This window comes from Faunimonas pinastri (assembly GCF_900110915.1).
Classification (GTDB): Bacteria; Pseudomonadota; Alphaproteobacteria; order Rhizobiales; family Afifellaceae; genus Faunimonas; species Faunimonas pinastri.
In genome coordinates this window covers 382,796-404,480 of sequence record NZ_FOFG01000002.1, presented here as the reverse complement: position 1 = coordinate 404,480, position 21,685 = coordinate 382,796, and the positions used below count along the sequence as shown (strand labels likewise).

At 65.2% G+C, this 21,685-nt stretch carries 19 protein-coding genes and 1 pseudogene; 11 read left to right on the top strand and 9 right to left on the bottom strand.

From position 1 onward, the window contains the following. Nucleotides 1-3 precede the first annotated feature (3 nt). Nucleotides 4-483, top strand: coding sequence for a transcription elongation factor GreA (greA, locus tag BMY25_RS05130; protein WP_092495623.1), 480 nt, complete (start codon nucleotides 4-6; stop codon nucleotides 481-483). A gap of 98 nt (nucleotides 484-581) precedes the next feature. Here greA and BMY25_RS05125 read toward each other — a convergent pair whose 3' ends face one another. Next, a complete protein-coding gene (locus BMY25_RS05125) occupies nucleotides 582-1,076 on the bottom strand; it encodes a YciE/YciF ferroxidase family protein (protein WP_092495531.1) in 495 nt (164 codons plus the stop codon). Nucleotides 1,077-1,192: 116 nt separating this feature from the next. Beyond that, entirely contained in the window at nucleotides 1,193-2,068 is an 876-nt protein-coding gene (locus BMY25_RS05120) for an aldose 1-epimerase family protein (protein WP_092495530.1), read from the bottom strand. Nucleotides 2,069-2,237: 169 nt separating this feature from the next. Here BMY25_RS05120 and BMY25_RS05115 point away from each other — a divergent pair, with 169 nt between their 5' ends. Continuing rightward, a complete protein-coding gene (locus BMY25_RS05115; protein WP_092495622.1) occupies nucleotides 2,238-2,495 on the top strand; it encodes a DUF2171 domain-containing protein in 258 nt (85 codons plus the stop codon). Nucleotides 2,496-2,824: 329 nt separating this feature from the next. On the opposite strand, the gene BMY25_RS05110 is transcribed toward BMY25_RS05115, so the two are convergent. After that, nucleotides 2,825-3,880, bottom strand: coding sequence for a DUF1176 domain-containing protein (locus tag BMY25_RS05110; protein WP_092495529.1), 1,056 nt, complete (start codon nucleotides 3,878-3,880; stop codon nucleotides 2,825-2,827). 196 nt (nucleotides 3,881-4,076) lie between these two features. On the opposite strand from BMY25_RS05110, the gene BMY25_RS05105 reads away from it, so the two are divergent. The 5 genes from BMY25_RS05105 (at nucleotide 4,077) to BMY25_RS05085 (ending at nucleotide 9,635) form a co-directional block, all read left to right on the top strand. After that, nucleotides 4,077-4,730 carry a DUF1345 domain-containing protein gene (locus BMY25_RS05105; RefSeq protein ID WP_092495528.1) on the top strand — a complete coding sequence of 218 codons (654 nt, stop codon included), beginning with the start codon at nucleotides 4,077-4,079 and terminating at the stop codon, nucleotides 4,728-4,730. A 190-nt stretch (nucleotides 4,731-4,920) separates the two neighbouring features. Next, nucleotides 4,921-5,874, top strand: coding sequence for an ABC transporter substrate-binding protein (locus BMY25_RS05100; protein ID WP_092495527.1), 954 nt, complete (start codon nucleotides 4,921-4,923; stop codon nucleotides 5,872-5,874). 55 nt (nucleotides 5,875-5,929) lie between these two features. Next, nucleotides 5,930-6,943, top strand: a complete 1,014-nt coding sequence (locus BMY25_RS05095; protein WP_092495526.1) for an ABC transporter permease — start codon at nucleotides 5,930-5,932, stop codon at nucleotides 6,941-6,943. Beyond that, a complete protein-coding gene (locus BMY25_RS05090; protein ID WP_092495525.1) occupies nucleotides 6,940-7,686 on the top strand; it encodes an ATP-binding cassette domain-containing protein in 747 nt (248 codons plus the stop codon). Before BMY25_RS05095 ends, BMY25_RS05090 begins: the two co-directional genes overlap by 4 nt. Before the next feature lie 368 nt (nucleotides 7,687-8,054). Continuing rightward, nucleotides 8,055-9,635, top strand: coding sequence for a DUF1963 domain-containing protein (locus BMY25_RS05085; protein WP_092495524.1), 1,581 nt, complete (start codon nucleotides 8,055-8,057; stop codon nucleotides 9,633-9,635). Between the two features lie 102 nt (nucleotides 9,636-9,737). Here the strand turns inward: BMY25_RS05085 and BMY25_RS20710 are convergent, their stop codons facing one another. Further along, entirely contained in the window at nucleotides 9,738-10,133 is a 396-nt protein-coding gene (locus BMY25_RS20710) for a hypothetical protein (protein WP_177176711.1), read from the bottom strand. Between the two features lie 285 nt (nucleotides 10,134-10,418). Beyond that, nucleotides 10,419-11,153 (bottom strand): SDR family NAD(P)-dependent oxidoreductase, encoded by a 735-nt coding sequence (locus tag BMY25_RS05075; protein WP_092495523.1) that lies wholly within the window; start codon nucleotides 11,151-11,153, stop codon nucleotides 10,419-10,421. An 86-nt stretch (nucleotides 11,154-11,239) separates the two neighbouring features. Here BMY25_RS05075 and BMY25_RS05070 point away from each other — a divergent pair, with 86 nt between their 5' ends. Further along, entirely contained in the window at nucleotides 11,240-11,638 is a 399-nt protein-coding gene (locus tag BMY25_RS05070) for a winged helix-turn-helix transcriptional regulator (RefSeq protein ID WP_092495522.1), read from the top strand. Here BMY25_RS05070 and BMY25_RS21055 read toward each other — a convergent pair. Then, a pseudogene (locus BMY25_RS21055) lies at nucleotides 11,634-11,820 on the bottom strand (LysR family transcriptional regulator); the annotation flags it as partial. The gene BMY25_RS05070 and the pseudogene BMY25_RS21055 overlap by 5 nt on opposite strands. Before the next feature lie 108 nt (nucleotides 11,821-11,928). Between BMY25_RS21055 and BMY25_RS05060 the strand changes: the two are divergent. Further along, nucleotides 11,929-12,225 carry a hypothetical protein gene (locus BMY25_RS05060; protein WP_143061885.1) on the top strand — a complete coding sequence of 99 codons (297 nt, stop codon included), beginning with the start codon at nucleotides 11,929-11,931 and terminating at the stop codon, nucleotides 12,223-12,225. A gap of 10 nt (nucleotides 12,226-12,235) precedes the next feature. Here the strand turns inward: BMY25_RS05060 and BMY25_RS05055 are convergent, their stop codons facing one another. After that, nucleotides 12,236-12,826: a TMEM175 family protein gene (locus BMY25_RS05055; protein WP_092495519.1), complete on the bottom strand. Its 591-nt coding sequence runs from the start codon at nucleotides 12,824-12,826 to the stop codon at nucleotides 12,236-12,238. A gap of 688 nt (nucleotides 12,827-13,514) precedes the next feature. Here BMY25_RS05055 and BMY25_RS05050 point away from each other — a divergent pair. Both BMY25_RS05050 and BMY25_RS05045 read left to right on the top strand, forming a co-directional pair. Next, nucleotides 13,515-13,727, top strand: coding sequence for a hypothetical protein (locus BMY25_RS05050; RefSeq protein WP_092495518.1), 213 nt, complete (start codon nucleotides 13,515-13,517; stop codon nucleotides 13,725-13,727). A gap of 386 nt (nucleotides 13,728-14,113) precedes the next feature. Further along, entirely contained in the window at nucleotides 14,114-16,597 is a 2,484-nt protein-coding gene (locus BMY25_RS05045) for a glucose/quinate/shikimate family membrane-bound PQQ-dependent dehydrogenase (RefSeq protein WP_092495517.1), read from the top strand. Nucleotides 16,598-16,874: 277 nt separating this feature from the next. On the opposite strand, the gene BMY25_RS05040 is transcribed toward BMY25_RS05045, so the two are convergent. Both BMY25_RS05040 and BMY25_RS05035 read right to left on the bottom strand, forming a co-directional pair. After that, complete coding sequence (locus BMY25_RS05040) at nucleotides 16,875-17,264, bottom strand: hypothetical protein (protein ID WP_092495516.1); 390 nt, start codon at nucleotides 17,262-17,264, stop codon at nucleotides 16,875-16,877. A gap of 132 nt (nucleotides 17,265-17,396) precedes the next feature. Beyond that, nucleotides 17,397-21,683: a translocation/assembly module TamB domain-containing protein gene (locus BMY25_RS05035; RefSeq protein ID WP_092495515.1), complete on the bottom strand. Its 4,287-nt coding sequence runs from the start codon at nucleotides 21,681-21,683 to the stop codon at nucleotides 17,397-17,399. Nucleotides 21,684-21,685: the final 2 nt, after the last annotated feature.

Genomic DNA, 21,685 nt, shown 5'->3' with positions numbered 1-21,685 from the left:
CCGATGAGCGTCGCCTTCACGCGCGAGGAAGACGTCGAGGCCACGGCCGCCAACCTGCCGGACCGGCCGATCTCGCCGCATCGCAACCTCGTGACGCCGGAAGGGCTGGCGCAGCTCGAGGCGGCCCTGGCGGAGGCGCGGGCGGCCTATCAGGCGGCAAAGGCCGCGGAGGGGATCAGCTCCGACCGCACGGCCATGGCGCGCGCCACGCGGGATCTTCGCTATTACACAGCCCGGCGCGCCAGCGCCGAACCGGTGGGGCCGCCGCCGAGCCACCACGTCGCCGTCTTCGGCAGCACGGTAACCATCGACCGGGAGGATGGCCGCCGGCAGGTCTTCCGCATCGTGGGGGAGGACGAGGCCGATCCCGCACGCGGCAGCATCTCCTACGTATCTCCGCTGGCCCGCGCGCTGACGGGCAAGGCTGTCGGCGACGAGGTCACGATCGCCGGCGGCGAGGTGGAAATCGTCGAGATCGCCTGAGGCGATCCCGATCTCAAGGAAAAGGGCGGTCAGCGGTTTCCCGCTGCCGCCCTGATTCCGGCCCTGATCTGAAGCCCGATCCGTTAAGTCCTAACGGATCAGTCCGATCCGGCTTCCTCGTTGATGGAATCCTCGGCAAGCTCGGACAGGAGGTCGTCGGTGTTTTCCTCTTCCACCAGCGTTTCCTCCAGAAGATCCGCGATGTCGTTCAGCTCGAGCTGGTTGGCCCATGCGAACAGCGTGCCGTAGCGGGTGATCTCGTAATGCTCGACGGCCTGCGCGGCGGAGATGATGCCCGCGTCGATCGCTTCGCCGCCCTTGAACTCGTCCATCACCTCTTCGGCTTCGGCGATGATGCCCTGGATGGCCTTGCACTCCACGCCCTGCGCCTTTTCGCCGAGGAGTTCGAATGCCTCGTCGAGCCGCTTCACCTGGTTGCGCGTCTCGTCGAGATGGACCTTGAGGGCGGCCTTGAGCTCAGGGGATTGCGCTGCTTCCGCCATCTTGGGGAGCGCCTTGATGATGGCGTTCTCCGCAAAATAGACGTCCTTCATCTGGTGCAGAAAAAGGGCCTTGAGATCCTTGTCGGCCATGACGTGCTCCTGGGGTGCTGACTGTCTTCCCGACAATCCGCCCCCCTGCCGATCGTTCCTCCCGCGAAGGATCTTTCCACCGCCCCCGGCGACGGGGGCGACGGCCGGTCGCCGGTTCAGGCCGGGATCGGAGCGCCGAAGGCGGCGGTCAGCGAGAACGTCGCTTCTTCGCCGGGCGGCAGGACGATGACGCCCGGCCGCTTCTCCATCTCGTCGCTGCCGCCGACGAAAGGCGAGAAGCCGTGCCACGGCTCGATGCAGAGGAAGGGAGCGCCGCCCGGCTTGGTCCAAATGCCGAGATTCGGGCAGTTCTCGTAGGCGACTTCCAGTCCCGGCCGGCCGGGCACGCCGAAGCGGACGGAACTGCCGGCATCGTGATCGAGGATCAGCGCATCCGCATCGAAGAGCGACGGCTCGAGCTCCAGCACCCCTTGGTTGAAGGGGGAGGGAAAGAACTCGGTCTTGATCAGCCCGTCCTCCCGCAGCATGCGGATCTCCGGTTCGCCGGGATGATCCAGCCAGAGCTTGTGCGCCTCGCCTTCGCAGCCCGGCAGCGGCCAGACGAAAGCGGGGTGGAAGCCGAAACAGAAGGGCAACGGCCGGTCGTCGGAATTCGTCACCGTCACCCGATTGGCGAGACGGTTGCCATCCACCTCATAGGAGACGGTGAGCGTGAAGGCGAAGGGGTAATGCTCCCGCGTCGCCTCGGATTCGCGCAGCCGCAGCACGACGCGGCCCTCGCTCTGCTCCGCGATTTCGAACGTGTTGCTGCGGGCAAAGCCATGACCACCCATCGGGTAGCTCTGCCCGTCGATGCGGACCGTGTCCTCCGGGCTCTTGCCGACGACCGGGAAGAGCAGCGGCGCTCGGCCCCGCCACCATTGGGGATCCCCGTCCCAAAGCCAGTCGGCGCCATCGGCGGTCTGGACGGATCGAAGTTCGGCCCCCTGTTCGGAGACCTCGACGGAAAGCTGGTCGCTGGCGATTCTCATGGGCGTAAATTGAACCGGGAATGCGCTTGCGAAAAGCCTTTCCTGACGGCGATCTTTCAGCGGTCGTGCGAGGGCGCGACATTCCCGACTGTCCTCGCGTGCATCCAATTCGGTTCCTTGGGCGTTGCTCGCGGGCACACTGAAACAACACTGCGAACAGGAGACCGGAATGGCTGACGCCAGCGCGATCAAGGAACATATGGAAGTCATCGGAGCCGACGGCGCTCACGTCGGGACGGTCGACCGCGTCGAGGGCGGGCGCATCAAGCTCACCAAGCAGGACAGCGGCGAGGGCGCCCACAAGGGGCACCATCATTACGTTTCGACCACGCTCGTGGCCGACATCGAAGGCAACAAGGTGCGCCTCTCCGCCAATGGCGACGTGGCCGTGACCTTCGAGGAAGAGAAGGGCGGCCAGCCCGCCTGAGGTGAGCTTGCCAGATGCCGGTCGCCTGATCGGCATTTCGGGGAGGTGGCCACGCGCCGCCTCCCTGCCAAACTCAGTTCCGATGGCGGGGGCCTGAGGCGGCATCAGGCAGATCGCAGCGGCATCCGGCAGATCGCGCTTCCCGCGCAGTATGAAAAGCTCTGTCGACCGCGAATGGATAGCTTTCGCCGGGCACCGGTGCGTCCGCCATGTTCGCCACCGTCGTGCCGTTCCGGGTTGTTAGCGCATGCGAGGCGCACATTCGCACGGCGGCGCGGTTTCAGGTCACCAGCGCGCGATTGGGGCCTTCGTCGGCGCCGGTTCGGCCCCTACTTCGACCGAAAAACGACGGGCCAGTCTCCGGGCTCGCTGCCGCCGCAATTGGCCTGATAGCTGGCGCTGGTCAGCTGGAATTCCTGTCCGTTCCAGATCCATTCCGCAGTCATCCCGCAGTCCGCCAGCCCGCGTCCCTTGGCGCTCGTCATGAGGATGCCCGTCTTCGGATCGAAATACGGTTCGGTCAGCGAGTCCGTCGGGATTTCCTGCCTTATGGGAAAGCTCGGCCGGAACGGCGTGGGGGAGCCATCCTCGGCGCGCGGGACGATGGAGACCAGAGACCAGCCCTGATAGGCCCCCATCGCGCAGGACAGGATGACGAGCGCGTTCCTGTCGTCGAGCGGGTAGGCGGCGGTGAAGTCGATGTCCTGCGGGGTGTCGTCCTGGCAATCCTCGCTCTTCAGGCGTTCCGCCTCGGCCTGCCGGGCGCGCTCGACAAGCGCGTGCGCCTGGCCTTCCGCCAGCGGCGGCGCGGGCTTGAATTCCGGAACGCCCGGCAGCGGCGGCGGCGGGGGAACCTCGGATGCCGGTGCCCTTCCTTTCCTGATCAGCGCCGTCACTCCGCCCAGACGGCCCTGCCGTTCGTCCATCCTGAGCAGGGCGGCGGCCATGCCATCCAGCGGAATGACGGTAGCTTCGCCGACCTGAAGCTTGGCGGCATTCCGCGCGCCGGCGACAAACCGGGCGAGGGCCTGCGCGTTCTGCGTGGAGAATACGGTGAAACCGTCCTGTCGTTCCACGGTCCAGGCGGGAGAGGGCAGGTTCAGCGGCTTTTCGTCGATCCGAAGATCGCTCCTCGCGACCTCGGAGGGGACGCTGATGACGACCGCCGCCTCGGCGGCAGGCCCGGCAGGACGGGTGAAGCGAAGATCCGGGTTTTCGTTCGTGCCCTCCTCGAAGCCTCGTGCTTCGCAGCTTAGGCCGTTGTCGCAGGCGACGAACCAGGACTTGTAGCGGTCGTAGGAGGGTTCCGCAGCGGCCGCCGCCCCAATGCAGATCGAGGCGATCAGCAGCCCCAGGCCCCACCCGTAACCCACGCGCGTCAGCATTCGGATCTCCCCACGATCGCCCCGCAGCCTGTCAGGAACGATTCACGGGTGTCATACGCCGCTGCCGGTCGTGGCGGGTGGGAAATTCAGGTCGGCTGCCGCGCTTACGCTCCGTTCACGCATCTCGCGGAATGCTGAGACGGGCCACGCGCACCGAAGCGCCGGCAGCCCTGTGCTTGTGCAATCGGAGCCGGAAATGATCAGCCTGGGCCACTTTCACCGCCATACCCGGTTCTACGCCGGCATCCTGCTCGGCGCGGCGACCGGTGTCGCCTGTGTCGGGATGGACATCCCGCTCCGGCTGACGATCGCGGGAGACGTGTTCTTCGCGGTCTACCTGATCCTGACCGCAGCCTTCGCGCTTACCCTCACCGCCGACGATCTCCGAAAGACCGCGAACCGCGACGACGAAGGAATGCTTGTCATCTGGATCGTGACCCTTGGCGCGATCCTGCTCTGCCTCGGGTCCTTCGTCCTTTACCTGAACAAGGCGGAGGCGGCCGATCCTCTCCACCTTGCCTTCGCTGTTCTGAGCGTCCCCCTCGGCTGGGGCACTCTGCACACGGTCATGTCATTCCACTACGCCAACGCCTATTACGCGGACGCGCAGCCGGAGCGCCGAGGAACGCAGGACACTCGCGGCCTCGATTTCCCCGGCACTGACGAACCGCTGGTGACGGATTTCCTTTATTACGCCTTCACGATCGGGATGACCGCTCAGACATCCGACGTGGCGACGCGGAACGGCGACATGAGGAAGCTGACCCTGGTGCACAGCATCCTGTCCTATTTCTTCAACACCGTGATCGTTGCCTTGGCCGTGAACGTGGCGGTGTCGCAGGGGCACTGAGAAGCGGATGATGCCCCCGCGCGGATCGGTTCCCCGAACGCGCCTTCCCGGAAGAATACGAGACACGGCGGCAACAGCCATTCGGACATGTGATCCTTGACAGTCATACGCCCCGCCGCTGAGTATCCCGTCGTCGATGCCTTGAAGAGCCGGAAAAGGCCAGGATCGGCATCCTCGGGAGGAAATTTCGATGAAGTCCATTCGCAGTCTCGCCGTCGCCCTCGCGCTCGGCGTCGCCGCTGTTGTCTCCGCTCAGGCCGAGGCCGCAGACATCACCGTCGGCTTCGTGCCGGGCACGGTGTCCGATCCGTTCTTCCAGGCGATGAAGAAGGGCGCGCAGCAAGCGGCCGATCGCCTCGGCATGAAGCTGAACTGGCAGGGAAGCTCCGGCGAATATTCGCCCCAGCAGCAGCTTCCGTTCGTCGACGCCATGCTCGCCAACAATGTGAGCGTGCTGATCTTCTGCCCGACCGACCCGGATTCGATGCAGGCGAGCGTCACCAAGGCGCAGATCCAGGGCATCCCGGTCATCACCGTGGATACGACCGTGACCGACCAGTCCTCCGTCACCTCCTTCATCACCGGCGACAACGTCGCGGGCGGACGCCAGGCGGCGCAGACCCTGGCCGAGCAGATCGGCAACAAGGGCAAGGTCTTCATCATGGCGACCTCGCCCTCGGCCACCACGAACACGTTGCGTCGGCAGGGCTTCGAGGAGGAGATGAAGAACCATCCCGACATCAAGATCGTCGGCATCCAGTACTCCCAGAGCCAGCCCGATCGCGCCACCTCGGCCGTGAACACCGTTCTTCTCGACCAGCCCGACCTCGCCGGCGTTTTCGCGCTCGACGGCACCAATACCCAGGGCGCGGTCGCGGCGATCCGCAATTCCGGCAAGACGGGCAAGGTCAAGCTTGTCGGCTACGACGCCTACCAGGCCGAGGTGGACGCGCTGAAGGACGGCGTCGTTACCGCCCTGGTCGCCCAGCGCCCCAGCGAGGAGGCCAACATGGCCATGGAGTTCGCGCTGGCGAAGGTCTCGGGCAAGGACACCGACAAGATCCAGAAGAACGCCGTGATCCCGAATGTGGTGATCACCAAGGACAACCTCTCGGAGAACGAAAAGTACGTCTACTCGGAGTGATCCGGCCGGACCGGCAACGGCACCGAGGTCTGCGCATCGAACAGGGAACTCCGGAATGACCAAAAACACTGCTCCCGCCGCCTCTCCACGAGGCGGCGGGCTTCGGGATTTCCTGCTGCGCCAGGACGTCGTCCTTCTTGGTATCTTCGCCGTGATGGTCGTCGTCTTCGCGTCGATCAATCCCCGCTTCCTGTCGCTGCCGGCGGCCGCCAACATCCTGCAGGATTTCTCGCCGGTCGTGCTGATGGCGATCGGCCAGACCTTCGTCATCGTGTCCCGCGGGATCGACCTGTCCGTCGGCTCCACGCTCGGACTGTCCGGCGTTGTCATGGCGCTGGCCGTCCGGGCGCTGAACCAGGCGGGCGTCGACCCCGCGCTGACCATCGTGGTCGGCGTCCTGTGCGCGATGGCGACCGGCGCCGTCGTCGGGCTGGTCAACGCCTTCCTGATCAACGTCGCCAACATCACGCCCTTCATCGCGACGCTGGCCACGCTGGGCGCGGCGGCGGGCGTCAGCCTGGTCCTGACGCGCGGCGTGCAGGTGGCCGGCGGGCCGACGGCGGTCATCTATGTCGGCAACCTGCGCTATCTCGGCGTCCTCACCGTGCCGGTGATCGCCGTTCTCGTCATCATGGCCATCGCCTGGGCCTTCTTCGGCCTCACGCGCTTCGGACGCTGGACCTACGCGATCGGTTCGAACCCGTTCGCCGCCCGCGGCGCCGGCATCGACGTGAAGCGCCATCTGACGAAGATCTATCTTCTTTCCGGCATCCTGTCGGGGCTCGCCGGCGCCTTCGTCTATTTCCGTCTGGGCTCCGGTTCGCCGCTTTCCGGGCGCGGGGGCGAACTCTCGGCCGTCGCGGCCTGCGTCATCGGCGGCATCGGCCTCTTCGGGGGAACGGGCAAGATTTCCGGCACATTCATCGGCGCGCTGATCACGACGTCCGTGCTCTCCGGGCTTATCCTGATCGGCGTCGAGCCGAACTGGCAACAGATCGTCGTGGCAGGCCTGATCGCGGGAGCGGTCGGCATCCAGGGCCTCTCGTCCGCCGCGAGGAGAGGAACATGACCGAGCCGCTTTATGCCGTGCGCGATATCCGCAAGTCCTATGGCAGCGTTGTTGCGCTGAACGGCGTCGACTTTTCGGTCGGCGCGGGCGAGGTGGTCGGCCTGGTCGGCGACAACGGAGCCGGCAAGTCGACGCTGGTCCGGATCCTGTCCGGCGTGAACCCGCCCGATTCGGGCGAGATCATCCTGGAAGGCAAACCGCGTCACTGGCGTTCGCCCCACGATGCGCTGGAGGCGGGGGTGGAGACGCTCTACCAGGATGCCGGAATCGCGCCGGACCTGACCGTCGCCGCCAACGTCTTTCTCGGCCGTGAGGTTCTGCGCAAGGGGCTCCTTGGACGCCTCGGGTTCCTCGACGAAAAGGCGATGCGCGACAAGGCGCGCCAGGAACTGACGAGGGTCGGCATCACCGTCCCGTCCGCCGGGCGGCCCGTGTCGAAGCTCTCCGGCGGCCAGCGTCAGGCGGTGGCGATCGGGCGTGCCGTCGCCTGGGCCAACAAGGTGATCCTGCTGGACGAGCCGACTAACCATCTGGGCGCGCAGCAGTCGATCGAGGTGCTGAACGTCATCCGGCAGGCGAAGGCGAATGGCCTCGGCGTCGTCTTCATCTCGCACACGCTCCCGCATGTGCTGGAGGTGACGGATCGCGTTACGGTGTTGCGGCTGGGTGAGGTCGTGGCCGACCGGCCAACCTCCGATTTCAGTCCCGACACGCTGCTGAAGGCGATCACCGGGCTCGCATAAGCGGGAGCCCCAGCGCGAACCGGACCGCTGCACCGGCTGCGCTACTGGATATCCCGCAGGGTCGCCGTCGGAAGGGGGAGGCCCTTCGTTCCGCGCACGCCGTCCCGCCCTTTCCGGGAGCGGGGAGAGTTTGCGGACGGAGGCCAAGATGCTCGGATGCGTGAGACCTTCATTCCGGTCCCGCGAGGACGAGTCTTCGTCGGTTTGAACGAAGACTGGAGGCATGAGCCTCGTTTGGGAAAGTCGAACGCCACTTTCTCTTCTGCCTGCGCTAACAAACCTTCGAGCGCTTCGCCCGGAGTGGTCCGCATCGACGGGAAGTTCCGTTGCTTGGCCGGTATCCGGGAACGAAAGGATAGATCGAAGTCATGGCTCATAAGCTGCCGTGGATTCTGATTGCTATGGCAGTCTTCGCCCTCCTCAGGGTGTACGGGCGAAGGGCGATCAAGGCTATCCAGCGTTCTGCTCCTGCCGACACGGGTCGATTGTCAGGGCAGTCATCGCCGCCGGACGATCGATCTCCGCTCAGCGAGCCTATCTCGGTCGTTCTTCGGCGGCAGGTTCCCGTGCGCTTCGGGGAAGAGCCGCGCTCCTGGCTGGGCGGACTGCCGAGGATGCCGGACCATGCGGTCTGGCCGTGCGGACCCTCCACCGATCATCCAGATCGCGGCGAGACGCCGCTGCATTTCCTGGCGCAGATTGCCTGTGCCGATCTGCCCGCCGAGCTCTGGGGTGGCCTCGGGCCACGCGAGGGATGGCTGTTGCTGTTCCTGAACGGGCAGGAATCCTTCATCGAGGACAACAACAAGGCGGTTCACGTTCTCCCTATCGAGGAACTCGGGCCTGAGCGGGAGCCCCCGCCGGGAACCTTGCCGGTCGCCGACGAGACCTTCAGCGGACCTGATTACGGGTTCGTCCGCAGTCAAAACGACATCCCGACACGTTGGCGTCGCTGGCCGGTCGATCTGGTGACGATTCCCAGCCGATCGGTGGAAGGCTCGACCGAGAGAACGATCATCCCCGAGGACTTCGCGGGCACGCTCTATGACGGCGCGCCTGCTCGCCCCGCGACGACGGACTGGATGCGCACGGAGCTGGCACCGTTCAGCTGGCGCGGCGTCCTGTATGTCCTCGACAGCATCGAGCGCAAGCTGGCCGAGAACCTGCTGCCTATGACCAAACAGGACCGGATCCACATGAAGCGGCCAGGCTGGATCGGAGAAGCCACGGCGTCGCTGGATCAAGCTCTCGCTCGATTAAGGGGCCAAGCAGAACAGTCTCCGAACCGCCCGCAGCATGAAGAGAGGATTAGCGACCTCGAATCTGCGCGACGCTTCCTTGGGGAAACCGGAGACGCCGTCGCGGTACAGAACGCGATGAAGGCATCCCAGGATGCTCACTTGGCGTGGCGGCAGGACGCCAGACAGCGTTTGGCAGCGCTTCGGAAATGGGTTTCATCCCGCGATCTGGATTCGCCGCTGCCATCGGCAGAGTGGGCGGAACTCAGGCAGAAGCTGGTCGACGACCGCTCACCGTACTGGTTCCTCATGGGGGCCCGAATCGGAGTGGGAACTCCGCGTCGACTAAACGGATCTCTGCTCGATCTGGCGCGCCATGGCCTCGCCGCGGCGCAGACCCAGATTGCGGCTGATTATTACACGTCACCGAAGCTACGCGACCTGATCCCTGCCGATCTCCTGCGTGAACTTGAGCCGGACTGGCGAACCCTCGACGGCAATCGTCCACACCGGATGGGCGGCACTCCGGATGTTATCCAGCCTGCTCGGGGAGACGAGATCTCCGGTGAACTCCTGCTCTTTCAGGTCGCCAGCGATGGGGCAATGCACTGGACGCCGGGCGATGTCGGCGCGCTCTACGTGTTCATCGATCCGGCTCGCCTCGCGCGCAACGACTTCAGTGAGTTGCGGGTGACGCTTGAGACTTATTGAGAATGAGCGTGGACCTGCAGGGCTCCCGTCGCAAGCCGCCCAGCGTTGGATCTCACGCAGGAAAATGAGGCCGGGGTAGCCCTTCCTCTGCAAACCGAAGGCCTATTCTTCGGTGCCGAGCCTTATACGCGCGTCCGGCCTCCTCGCTGTGGAGGTCGAAGAAGCGTTCCGACCGTAATCGGCCTGCAGCTTTCTTTTCACGTCATCAACAGTAGCCCGGCATGGTTTCATCCGGCCCCGACACAATAGACTTAGCCTTTCAGGCTCGTCACTCTGTTCGGAAATCTCGCGAAGGTAAGCGCGGACAGCGGCGACTGTCTTCTCTGATGCAGCGCGCGATCCATCCGTCGGAGAGCCCAGGGCCATCCACTCGGAGCCGATCCATTCCAGATATTTTACCGCCTCCTCGGAGGATTTGCCGTTCAGCAACATGTAGGCGAGATGTTGCATGTAGTTGTCGTATTCGTCTGCTGCGGACAGTCTTCCATGCGTCATCATCCCAGGAGCGGATCCCGATGGGGTCCCATTCATCCCAGCCGATCTGGCGCAGGAGCATCAGGTCAATCCGTGGGTACGAGTTCATCTCAAAAGCTTGCGCCATCAACGCCCGACTTCCAAGTGTCGCGCGCCCTGTGGGATTTTCACCCAGGCCCGACCATGGCCATGAAGAGCCCCAATGGGCTTCTAGCCCATGGAAATTGAAGAAGCGAATGACGGGGCAACGTCCACCGGTACCACCGTGCGACCGGCACGCGAATAGCGCACCGGTCGCCGCCGCTGCGATCAAATCTGCGCGAGCCCTCCGTCCGCGAATACTTCGCTCCCGGTCATGAAGCTGCTGTCCGAAGAGGCAAGGAATGCCGCCACCGCCGCGATCTCGGACGGTGCCCCAACATGACCGATCGGCGTCCCCGATCCCATCTCGATCATCGCGTCGCGACCAACAACTTCTTCGGCCAGCTCGGTAAGCGTCGGCCCGGGCGACAGCACGTTCACGCGGATGCCGGTGCCGCGCAGATCCTGCGCCCAGCTCCGCGCGAAGTTGCGCACCGCCGCCTTGGTCGCGCTGTAGACGCTGAATGCCGGGGTGCCCATCACGCTCGTGGTGGAGCCCGTGAGGATGATCGATCCGCCCTCCCGCATCAGCGGCAGCGCCGCCTGGACGGTGAAGAGCACGCCCTTGACGTTCGCGTCGAATGCGCGGGCATATTGCTCCTCGGTAATCTGCCCCAGTGGCACCAGCTCGCCAAACCCGGCATTGGCACAGAGAATGTCGAGCGATCCGCGTTCCGACTTCACCGTCTCGAACAACCGCGCGAGATCGTCGAGATCTGAAACAGATCCCTGCACAGCACGGGCGTTCGGGCCCAGTTCCGCGACCGCCTTGTCGAGCTGCTCGCGCCGGCGCCCGGTGATGTAGACGAAAGCGCCCTCCTTGATGAAGCGTTTTGCCGTGGCGAAGCCGATGCCCGTCCCGCCGCCGGTCACCACTGCCGTCTTGCCCTCCAGTCTGTTCATGCTCGTGTCTCCAGTTTTGGCCTGGCGCAAAACTGATGGCTCACGTACCTACAAACAAGTATGCACCTTTTTGTAAGTATGGAAAAATGACTGCGGCACCTTCGGACCCTGCTACCGGCTTCACCTGCGGGCTTGACGCGACGCTCCGCGTCATCGCGGGCAAGTGGAAGCCGCTCATCATCTACTTCCTGATCCAAGGCTCCAACCGCTACGGCGCCCTCAAACGCGCTGTGCGCGGCGTCAGCGACAAGATGCTGATCCAGCAGCTGAGGGAGCTGGAGGCCGACGGCATCGTGACCCGGAGGGACTATCAGGAGGTTCCGCCGCGTGTGGACTACACTCTCACACCGCTTGGCCACAGCCTGGCGCAGGCATTGGTACCGCTCTGCAACTGGGGAAGTGACAACATGGAGACGGTCGCAGAGATCTTCTCGGAACGCGAGCGATGGCAAGCAAGCCCGACGGCGGTAGCTTCTCGTCGATAAAGGCTGCCATCTCGTCGAGCGTGCCCTTCGGAAAAGCCTTTACGAGGTATGCGAGAAACAGACGCCCGCGCGCTGAGCAATCGTCGCGAGGGGTATAGCGCCCAAAGCGCCGCTTCCGGATTATCGGAATGGGCCGAGCGGACCAGCCGTCCCGCGGCCAGGTCATCGGTGACGAGCGAGAGAAGCGACATGGGCGTGCAGCAGAAAGCCTTCCAGCACGAGATGCAGGGAGCCTATGCCGGCGTCGGGAACCCCAGGAGGAGAGCCGGCTCTTGCGAGCAAGCGCTTGCATGCCGGATGCAGGACTTCGAAGCCCCGGCCAATACCGCCTCGGATTCTTCAAGCGGTTTGGCCACTACAAACTTTTGATGCAGCGTGGTCAGTTCGATGAGGATGTCACAACGACCATCCATGCCATGAAGCTCCGCGAGCGCGCCGAGGTGCAGCCTCACGAGATGCATGGGAAGGCGCGCCTAAAATTGGACGTGAACGCCTCGCGCGAAATCATGGTCTCGTCCAGCGCCGACGGCATCTTCGAGCGGGCGAGACGCGCCGACATTTTCTACAACACGCCGATGCCTGCCTGAGAACAGGAGGCTAGTCGTCCTGGTGCTTGCGCTGGACAACCGTCTGCACGCGTCGATCCGGGATCAGCCACATCCCGGCGACAGCAGCGTAGATGACGTCAGCCAGGATCGGTGTGACGAAGGCGAGCGCGATCCCGATCAAGTAAAGGATCGGCGAAGCCTTGCCCTTCCAGTCGCGGCCGGTTGCTTCTCGCAATTCGGAGTTCGGCCCCTGCAGGCGAATGATCGAAGCCTGCATGAGGGCCCAGGCGACGGCGCAGGCGAGAAGAACGAAGCCGTAAACCGCAGTAGGCCAAGGCTGCAACTCGTGTTCTCCCATCCATGCTGTCGTGAAGGGGATGAGAGAGATCCAGAACAGGAGATGCAGGTTGCACCACAGAACTGTGCCATTCACCTTCGGTGCCAGCGTGAAAAAGTGATGATGGTTGTTCCAGTAGATGGCGACGTAGATGAAGCTAAGCACATAGCTCAGAAACACCGGCATGAGCTCCAGGAGTGCTTCCGGGGTCGCGCCGTGTGGCGGCTTCAGCTCAAGAACCATGATGGTGATGATCACCGCCAGGACGCCGTCGGTAAACGCCTTCAGTCTCTCAGAGTGCATGCAGTCTTGCCTCACGCCGGGGTTCGAGCGGTAGCGCCCTGAGAACCTACTACATTGCCAAACGGAAGAAGCAATCTAGATGGCCTATCCCGAGCCCTTGACGTGCGCGCCTATGGCCGGCGAGTGGCGCTGCACAGTTATGGCGGCTGATCCGCGTCGTTCGTGAGCTGAATACGCGGCAGCGCTAGCCGCCCGGCTGCCATGTCAGCGGCATGGCCGTGCGATCCCGACACGCCGCTGATGCGCGCCACCGACGCTGGCTGACCAGTGGGGCATGGTTGGCGGCAGGGCGCACGACTTGGCGATGTCCAACTGTGCGGTGGGAGGACGTCGCCGGTCTCTCGGATGCTTGCTTCATCGGCGCCGCCCGGACGGTCGACCAGCGCGGTAGATCCTGCGCAAGAGGCTGGCGAAAGAGAGCCGCAACCGCGGCAGCTCTCCATGGTGGCGCGAGAAAAGCTGAGTTGCGAGACGGGAAGAACGGTCCGGTAGACTTCCGGTTTTTCGCGTTTTCCGAGGAGTTACGGTAAGGCTCGCTGGATCTCAGATCCGCCGGCGAAGATGAGGGCGCGGGGACGACGGTCAAAAGCGATGGCTTCGTCCGAGCAACACTCCATCTGCGACAAATTGTCAATCGGAGAACCAGCCCCGGCTAAAGATCCTTTCTCTTCGGCAGGAGGAAAAGCCGATGCATCAAGATGCCGACATTGCCGCGCTGCTACACGTGAACCTGAACGAGAGCTGCCCCTATAGACGGAGGGCGGCGGTGACGCTGGCGCGCTCGATCCGCGCGGGGGGCTCCCCGCACGACGCGGCTGAAGCCCTCGACGGACGAGCGCAGCCCCAAGCGGTCGATGCGCTCTGGGATATCGTCCGGGATCTGGGCCTGTTCTATCTCTGAGCCTTCGCCTTCCGGGTTGCCTTCGCTTCAGGGTTGACCTGCTTTCTCAGAATTATCCGCAATGCCGGACCCGCCTGCAGCAGGTCAGAGATCCCGGTCGGCTAAAAATCAAAGCGGCTCCGCGAGCCTCTCTCCATGCCTTTTGGCTTTCCCACATCATTCGGAGTTCCGTCGGGTTTTCGCACGTCGATAGCGTTGTAACCGTCAAGGACGGTCGCTCCTCGACACGATGTTCAGGTGGCGGCCAAGTCAGCCCGCTGTCGCGAAACGGACGACTTGGAGATCTTCTTTTACGGCGAAGCAAAAAAGTTCCCTCCTACGACAACCGAGGGATCACTTCTGCGTTTCTCCCATGTTCATCCGGAACATGAAGAGAGGTTTCGCCCATGGCTGCCCGAACCATCTCAAGCATTGCGCTCTGGATCTCTGGTCTCGTCATCCTTCTGATCGGATTGCTTGTCGGAGGCGCGGGCGTTCGGCTCGTCGTCCTTGGCGGCAGCTGGTATTATCTGATTGCGGGCATCGGCATCCTTGTGACGGGCGCTTTGCTGATGGCCCGCAGGTCCGCCGCGCTCTGGCTTTATGCCCTGGTGGTGATCGGGACTATCATCTGGGCGATCTCTGAAATCGGCTTCGACTGGTGGCAGCTCGCGCCGCGCGGCGACATCATCTTCCTTCTCGGCATCTACCTGCTGATGCCCTGGATCACCCGTCCTCTCGCTCGGGCAATCCCCCTCCGCCGGACCGCAGCATCGGCCGCCGAAATGACTGCCCGGCCACGCTCCTTGTGGCGAGGCGCGGCGTTGCCGCTGGCCGCGTCGCTGGCGATCGGCGCCGTCGTCGGAATCATCGCGTTAAATTCCACCTACAACGACCGGGAAGGGCGACTGCCGACGGCGCAGGCAGGCGCGACGCCGCCCGCGACGCTGACGGCGGAGGGGCAGGGGGATGATTGGCGCGCTTACGGCCACTCATCCTTCGGCGACAAGTATTCGCCGCTGAACCAGATCACCCCCGACAATGCGGGGCAGCTCAAGATCGCCTGGACCTTCCACACCGGCGACCAGAAACAGCCGAGCGATCCGGTCGAGACGACGTACGAGCTGACCCCGATCAAGATCGGCGACACGGTCTATATCTGCACACCGCACGATTGGGCGATCGCACTGGACGCGGAGACCGGCCAGCAGAAATGGAAATACGACCCGAAGATCACGGAGCGGAAGAACCTTCAGCATCTGACCTGCCGGGGCGTCTCCTATCATGACGAGAATACCGGCGTGGGCGCCGCGTCCTCCGCGGCGCCGGGCGGCGAATGCCCGGCGCGCATCTTCCTGCCCACCGCCGATGCCCGGCTGATCGCGCTGGATGCGAAGACCGGCCAGCCCTGCGCCGGCTTCGGCCAGAACGGCGTCGTCGACCTGATGGTCGGCATGCCGGATGCGCAGCGTCTCGTGGGCGAATATTACTCGACCTCTCCGCCGGTGGTGACGCGAAACCTCGTCATCGTCGCGGGCGAGGTGACCGACAATTATTCCACGCACGAGCCCTCCGGCGTGGTGCGCGCCTACGACGTCAACACCGGCGCGCTTGTCTGGAACTTCGATACCGGCAATCCCGACGCCACGTCGCCCCTCGCACCGGGTCAAAGCTATACGCTCAACTCGCCGAACAGCTGGATCGTCTCCAGCGTCGATGAGGCGCTTGGCCTTGTGTACATCCCCTACGGCAATCAGACGCCGGACCAGTGGGGCGGCAATCGCGGCCCGAACACGGAGCGCTTCGCCAGCTCCGTCACGGCGCTCGACGTGAACACGGGAAAGGTTCGCTGGGTCTACCAGACCGTGCACCACGACCTCTGGGACATGGACGTTCCGGCGCAACCCAGCCTGATCGACCTGGACACGGCGAACGGCCGCGTTCCGGCGCTGGTGCAGGCGACGAAGCGTGGCGACCTCTATGTGCTGGACCGGCGAACCGGGCAGCCGATCGTGCCGGTCGAAGAGCGGCCGGTCCCGCAAGGCGCGGGCAAAGGCGACCACACCGCGCCCACGCAGCCCTTCTCGGCGCTGACCCTTCTCAGCAATCCGCTGGTGCGGGAGCGCGACATGTGGGGCGCGACGATGTTCGATCAGCTCGCATGCCGCATCCAGTTCCGCTCCATGCGCTACGACGGCATGTTCACGCCGCCGTCCGAAAAAGGCTCGCTCGTTTTTCCCGGCAATTTCGGCGTGATCGACTGGGGCGGCATTTCGGTCGATCCGGTCCGGCAGATCGCCTTCGCCAATCCCGACCACATGGCCTTCGTGGACCGGCTGGTACCTCGCGAGAAGAAGCCGCAGAGCGGGAACGATCAGGACGTGCAGCGCCCCGCGGGAGGCTCGGACGTTCAGGGCTCGTCGGAAGGCGGCGCCAATCCGATGTTCGGAAGTCCCTACTCGGTGGAGCTCAACGCCTTTCTTTCGCCGCTGGGATTTCCCTGCCAGGCGCCGCCATGGGGCTATATTGCGGGTGTCGACCTCCGGTCGGGCAAGGTCGTCTATCAGCACAAGAATGGGACGGTGCGCGATCTCTCGCCGATCCCGCTGCCCTTCAAGATGGGGGTCCCGAGCCTTGGCGGACCGATCATCACGGGCGGCGGCGTCGCGTTTCTCACGTCTACGCTGGACTATTATATCCGCGCCTATGACGTGACGGACGGTCGCCAGCTCTGGGAGGACCGGCTGCCGGCCGGCGCGCAGGCAACGCCGATGAGCTACCGGTCGGCAGCCTCAGGGCGTCAGTTCGTGGTCGTGATGGCGGGCGGCCATGGTTCGCTCGGCACCAAGCTGGGCGATTCCCTGATCGCGTACGCGCTGCCCAAGTCGTGACGAGAGGCGAGGCGCGGCTTGGGTAGCCGCGCCAGCCCTGTTAGGGCATGAAAGGGTCAGCCTCGGGTCGTTGCTGCCGGGTCGCAACCTTCCGACGTTCGAAGTCATGATCTTGGGAAATCGGGGACGCGCTACGGGCCGAGACACTTGCCGGCATGACGTGTGAGTAGCCGGTGAGATAACCCGGCGCGAACCAGTCCGCCTCGCGGTTCGAAACGGTGCCGCCGCAGGCGCTATGCCCTTCGACGGGGGCGATGAGAGTTTTCGTCCGTGGGTCTTAGAGCGGTTCGGCAGCGATCTCGAAGCGCACGTTCGGCACCAGCCGGTAGGGCTGGACGAAGCTGCCGCTGGCCGGCACCTGGCGCGACCACCAGCGGGCACCCATGGCATCCGCTGAGACGATCGAAATCTCGTCGCGCAGGATGCCGCCGAGCTCGACCTCGATCTCGGTGCCATCGGTCATGACGATCCGTGCGGGACCGGCAAGCTGCGCGTCGATGACGCGGTCCCAGCCCGGCGGTTCCGGCAGGATGAACGTGCCGGTCGATTCGTAGACCTTCCGAACCGGGGCGAACGAGACATCGATGTGGTAACGCCCAAACAAGACATCGCCGCTGGCAAGGTGAAGCTGGCCTTCTCCGTTGAACGACTTCACGACGCGATGCATGACGCTACCCGATGCTGAACTGACAGGCGGGATCCACCAGGGATCTCCGCCTGACAACTTGCGTGGGACGGAAGCGTTCCAGACAGGGGGCAACGCGCCGATGCCGCAGCCACCCCGGCGCTATCCCCGCCCTCAGTATTCCTTCTCGTAGAACAGGCCGGCGGAGGTGTCGTCGTTGCCGGCGCCTGCCCGGGCCTTGATGTTGCGGGTGATGTCGAGGTCGACCGTGACTTCACTGCCGCCGCCGGCGCTCTGCTGAACGCCGAGATAGGTCCGCTCGTTGATATAGCGGCCGGCCCGCAACGAGGCGTTGCCCTGTGCGTCCGTGGTCACGTCCAGTTCGTCGAGACCGGTGGACTGGCGAAGCTGGTCGATAATGCCGCCGCCGCCATTGCCGCCCGCCAACTGCGCCGCCGCGGCGGCAAGCTGCGCCACCTGGAAGGGCGAGAGATCGCTGAGGCTGCGCTTGAAGATAAGCTGTGCAAGCACTTCATCCTGCGGCAGTTCGGGACTGGACGTGAACTTGACCTCCGGGTTGGAAGCGTTGCCGGTGATCAGGATGGTGACCGTCAGATTGTTGCCGGTCGTGCTCGCCGAGAAGTCCAGCATCGGGTCGAAATCGCCCTGGAACGTGATCGTGCCGCGATCCAGCGATATGCGCTGGGTCAGCACATCCAGCCGTCCGCGCCGCAACTCGAACTGGCCTTCCGTGACGATGGCCGCCGTCGTGCCGCGAAGCGTCAGGCGGCCGCCCAGTTCGGCATCGAGGCCGCGGCCGCGCACGAAGATCTGGCTCGGCGCATCGACGGTCAGGTTCAGCGCGACGGGGACGCTTGCCGATGCGGCGGAATTGCCCCGCTTGGGCCGGGACTTGGGCATGGCTCGGGCGATCGTCTTGCGCACATCGGGCGGCGTGTGGCGGTGCTCGATCTGCACGGCGACGGAGCCGCCCGGCAACTGCTCGGGTATCGTCACTTCCACGCGGCGAAGCTGCACGAGCCCACCCGCCGTCATGCCGCGCTTGACGCTGCCGGTCAGCGTCAGGTCGGAATCGAAGGTAGCGACGACGAGCGAACCGTCGGAGTATCGAAGGCCCCGACTGTTGGCGCGGATGTTGACGGGGAGGTCGCCGCGAAGCCCGATCGTGCCGGAGGCGGCAAGGCTGCCGTTCGGGCTGCTTCGCGCCGTCAGCCGGTCCAGAACGAGCCGGTCGTTGTTGAGGGAGGCGCGCAGCGACAGGCCGTTCAGCGTGATGCCGGAGAGGGGATCGACGACGCTTGCGCCGTCCGCTGTCACCGTTCCGGAATATTGCAACGCGGCCGGCGTGCCCCGCACCGTCGCGTCTATCCGGAGAATGCCCTTCAATGCCGCGCCGCGATCGGCGACGGCGGCGTTGGCAAGCGTCAACGGAACGGCACCATTCACCCGCATGTCGATGCGGTTGCCGGCCTTGACCGCGACGCTGCCCTGGGCGTTCAGGGTCAGGCCCCCGGCGCCGGTCGCCTTGACGGTCGTATCCAGCGTGCCGTTGTTGAAGCGCCCGTTGGCGCCGATGTTGAGCGGGCCGACCCCCTGGCTGCGCGCCGCCTGCACGGACGCGCCGGTCCAGCTGGCATCGTAGGTCGCGGCGGGGGCCGCCGCCGTGCCGGTGACATGGGCCTTGCCGGAAATCGTGCCCGTCGCGCCCAGCGACGGCTGGAAGGTGTTGGCGAGCGCGGCGGGCAGGCTGCTCAGCGTGACGTCGAGCGCCATCTGCTGGCCGGCCCGGCCGTCGAGGACGATTCGGCCGGAGCCGACATTGATCGTGGCGCCGTGGAGGTTTGCCGTACCGTTGCGCACCTGGATCGCCGTCGGCCGCGCAAGCGCGACGTTCACGCCTGCGCGCTGAAAGCGGAGCTCTGCCAGCGAGACGTCAAGACCGCCGGCTGCCGGAGCCAGGCTGCCCTTGAGATGGGCGGCACCGTCGGCAAGCTTGCCGTCCACCGTCAGGTCCGTGTTCTGCCCCTGGCGGCTGGCCGAGCCGTTGGCCTGCACGATCTGAAGGCCGCCGGCCGAGACGTTGCGGACATCGAACGTGCCCTGCAATGCGGGTTGCGTCGTCAGCTTGTCGCCCTGCGCCTGGATGTCGGCGGAACCGACCCGAACGTTCTCCACGGCGATGTTGCGGGCCTTGCCGGTGATCTGCGCCGACTGGCTGTTGTCGTTGACGGCGAGGTTGAGGTCGGCGTCGAGCGAGCCCTTGGCGTTTTGCAGGAACAGCGGACCCACCACCGAAAGGTCGGGGGAATGCAGGCTGACCTTGCCGGAGAACAGATTGTTGGCGAGCATGGTCACGTCGCCGGCGAGCTTCGTGTCGCCCACGTTGAAGGCGAGGTTCTCGATGTGACGGCTGCCGTCGGCCGCGCCGGAGAGATGGCCGCTGCCCTGGATCGGCGTGTTGCCGAGCGTGGCGTTCAACGTGGCGTCGCCCCGCGTGTTCGGCCCGGCGATCGTCCCGACGAAATGCGCGCGCGGATCCTTCAGCGGGCGATCCATCAGCACGACGTCGGTGCCGGACGCGGTCACGTCCACTTCCGGGGCGGCCTGTGAACCGCCGAGATGGCCGGAGAGATGCGCGGCCCCCTTGGCGCGCGGCGTGATCACCGCGAGGTCCTGCACGCGCGTGTCGAAATCGATGTTCATGTGCGGCGCGGAGACGAGGCCCGTCAGGCTTGCCTGCGCGGTGCGGGCGGTGACCTGCATGTTGTCGAGCCGCAGGCCCAGGCGGGAGCGCCATGCCTCGCCGGAAAGCTGCACCTGACCCTTGAGGATGGGATCGAGGCTGGCGACACCGGTATGGAGGTCCTGCGTGCTGCCCTTGAGGTTCAGGTCGACATAGCCGCCCTTCGGACGGACGCTGCCCGTCGCGGTCAGTTGGGCGGAGCCGCCGATGTCGCGCTTGGCGAGGCGGGCGAAGCGGGAAAGGTCGTCGGCGATCAGCGTATAGGTGCCGTTGATCCGCTCCGGTGCCGCCGTGCCGACGAAGCTCGCATTGGCGCGGTCGAGCGCCACCCGAAGATCGGCGAAGTTTACCGGCTGGTCGGCATGCCAGCGGCCCTGCGTGGAGGCCGTCAGGCGCGAGCCGATGGCCGCCGCGAGATCGGGGTCGGCCGCCTCGATGCCGTCGGCATTGACGTTGGCCGTGAAGGTCGCGCCGCGATCGGTCGCCGAGGTCCAGTCGCTGGCCTCGCCCGAGCCCTGCAATTGCAGATGACCGAGCGACCCGTAGGTGGTCTGCACACGCTCGGCCGTGAGGTTCACGCGCCAGGGGGAGGGCGAGCCGGCCTGCAGCGAGGCATTCATGTCGATCCGGCGGAGCTTCGGCTGGCCCGGCACGAATGGCAGTTCCGTGTCGCCGCTCGACGAACCGAGCACGAAGTGGATGTCGGCCGCCTGCGGAACCTTGTCGGAGCCGACCCGCGCCGTGCCGGTGAGATCCACCGTCGACGACTTCAGGGCGAGCGAGTTCAGGAGGATGGAGCCGTCGTCGTTCTTGGTGAGGTCGAGCGCCAGATGGCTGTCGCCCTTCAGAAGGCTGGCGTAATTCGCCGGGGCGATCTGGCCGAGCGAACCCGTCAGGTCGGAGGTGATGCGGTAGCCGGTGCCGGGGCGGGCGATGCCGATGCTGCCGCCCAGGATGGACTTGGCATTCTCCTGGAGGTCGACGTTGCCCTGCCAGTTGTCGAGCGGGCCCTGACCCTGCAGCGTGAAGACGACGGCGGGTTCGCCGGGCAGCTTCAGCGCCTTGGAGACGAGGCCTCCCGCGGGCTCGTCGAAGCGGACATTGGCCAGCAGCGAGTTCTTGTTGGGATCGAGATTGACGTCGAGCGAGAGCGTGCCGCCCGGAGCGTCGAGGCGCTTGCCGTCGATCTTGGCCTGCACGGCGCTGGACGTCACATGCGCGGAGCCCTCCAGCGACAGGTTCGCCGCGGTGCCGAACACCGGCTCGCCGATGGCGATTTTCGGAACGGAAAGCTGGTCGAGATTTACCGCGATCGGCAACGAGAAACCGCCGCCCGAGGACGTGGTCGTCTCCGACGGCGCCGGCTTGCGCAGCACGTCGATCTCGTTGGCGGTGAGGTTCTGGATATCCAGCCGCTTGCGCAGGAGCGCCGCGCGGCTCCAGGTCATGGACGCGCCGTCGAGCTTCAGCCACGGACCCTGACGGTCCGAAACCGTGATGTTCGCGATCTTAACCGTGGAGGAGAAGGCGCCTTCCAGGCCGTTGATCTCGACTTTCCGGTCCGGGCTGGAAAGCACGCGCTCCAGCAGGCGGGCGATCTGCGACTTGCCGGCGGAACCGCTCTGCGCCAGCGCGACGCCGGAGACGGAGCCGGCGAGACCCAGGACGAGGGCGAATTTGATGATCGGGCGCATCATGA

Coding starts and splice junctions, on each gene's coding strand:
- greA (WP_092495623.1), top strand. CDS start 4: ATGAGCGTCGCCTTCACGCGCGAGGAAGACGTCGAGGCCACGGCCGCC.
- BMY25_RS05125 (WP_092495531.1), bottom strand. CDS start 1,076: ATGGCCGACAAGGATCTCAAGGCCCTTTTTCTGCACCAGATGAAGGAC.
- BMY25_RS05120 (WP_092495530.1), bottom strand. CDS start 2,068: ATGAGAATCGCCAGCGACCAGCTTTCCGTCGAGGTCTCCGAACAGGGG.
- BMY25_RS05115 (WP_092495622.1), top strand. CDS start 2,238: ATGGCTGACGCCAGCGCGATCAAGGAACATATGGAAGTCATCGGAGCC.
- BMY25_RS05110 (WP_092495529.1), bottom strand. CDS start 3,880: ATGCTGACGCGCGTGGGTTACGGGTGGGGCCTGGGGCTGCTGATCGCC.
- BMY25_RS05105 (WP_092495528.1), top strand. CDS start 4,077: ATGATCAGCCTGGGCCACTTTCACCGCCATACCCGGTTCTACGCCGGC.
- BMY25_RS05100 (WP_092495527.1), top strand. CDS start 4,921: ATGAAGTCCATTCGCAGTCTCGCCGTCGCCCTCGCGCTCGGCGTCGCC.
- BMY25_RS05095 (WP_092495526.1), top strand. CDS start 5,930: ATGACCAAAAACACTGCTCCCGCCGCCTCTCCACGAGGCGGCGGGCTT.
- BMY25_RS05090 (WP_092495525.1), top strand. CDS start 6,940: ATGACCGAGCCGCTTTATGCCGTGCGCGATATCCGCAAGTCCTATGGC.
- BMY25_RS05085 (WP_092495524.1), top strand. CDS start 8,055: ATGGCTCATAAGCTGCCGTGGATTCTGATTGCTATGGCAGTCTTCGCC.
- BMY25_RS20710 (WP_177176711.1), bottom strand. CDS start 10,133: ATGATGACGCATGGAAGACTGTCCGCAGCAGACGAATACGACAACTAC.
- BMY25_RS05075 (WP_092495523.1), bottom strand. CDS start 11,153: ATGAACAGACTGGAGGGCAAGACGGCAGTGGTGACCGGCGGCGGGACG.
- BMY25_RS05070 (WP_092495522.1), top strand. CDS start 11,240: ATGACTGCGGCACCTTCGGACCCTGCTACCGGCTTCACCTGCGGGCTT.
- BMY25_RS05060 (WP_143061885.1), top strand. CDS start 11,929: ATGCCGGATGCAGGACTTCGAAGCCCCGGCCAATACCGCCTCGGATTC.
- BMY25_RS05055 (WP_092495519.1), bottom strand. CDS start 12,826: ATGCACTCTGAGAGACTGAAGGCGTTTACCGACGGCGTCCTGGCGGTG.
- BMY25_RS05050 (WP_092495518.1), top strand. CDS start 13,515: ATGCATCAAGATGCCGACATTGCCGCGCTGCTACACGTGAACCTGAAC.
- BMY25_RS05045 (WP_092495517.1), top strand. CDS start 14,114: ATGGCTGCCCGAACCATCTCAAGCATTGCGCTCTGGATCTCTGGTCTC.
- BMY25_RS05040 (WP_092495516.1), bottom strand. CDS start 17,264: ATGCATCGCGTCGTGAAGTCGTTCAACGGAGAAGGCCAGCTTCACCTT.
- BMY25_RS05035 (WP_092495515.1), bottom strand. CDS start 21,683: ATGATGCGCCCGATCATCAAATTCGCCCTCGTCCTGGGTCTCGCCGGC.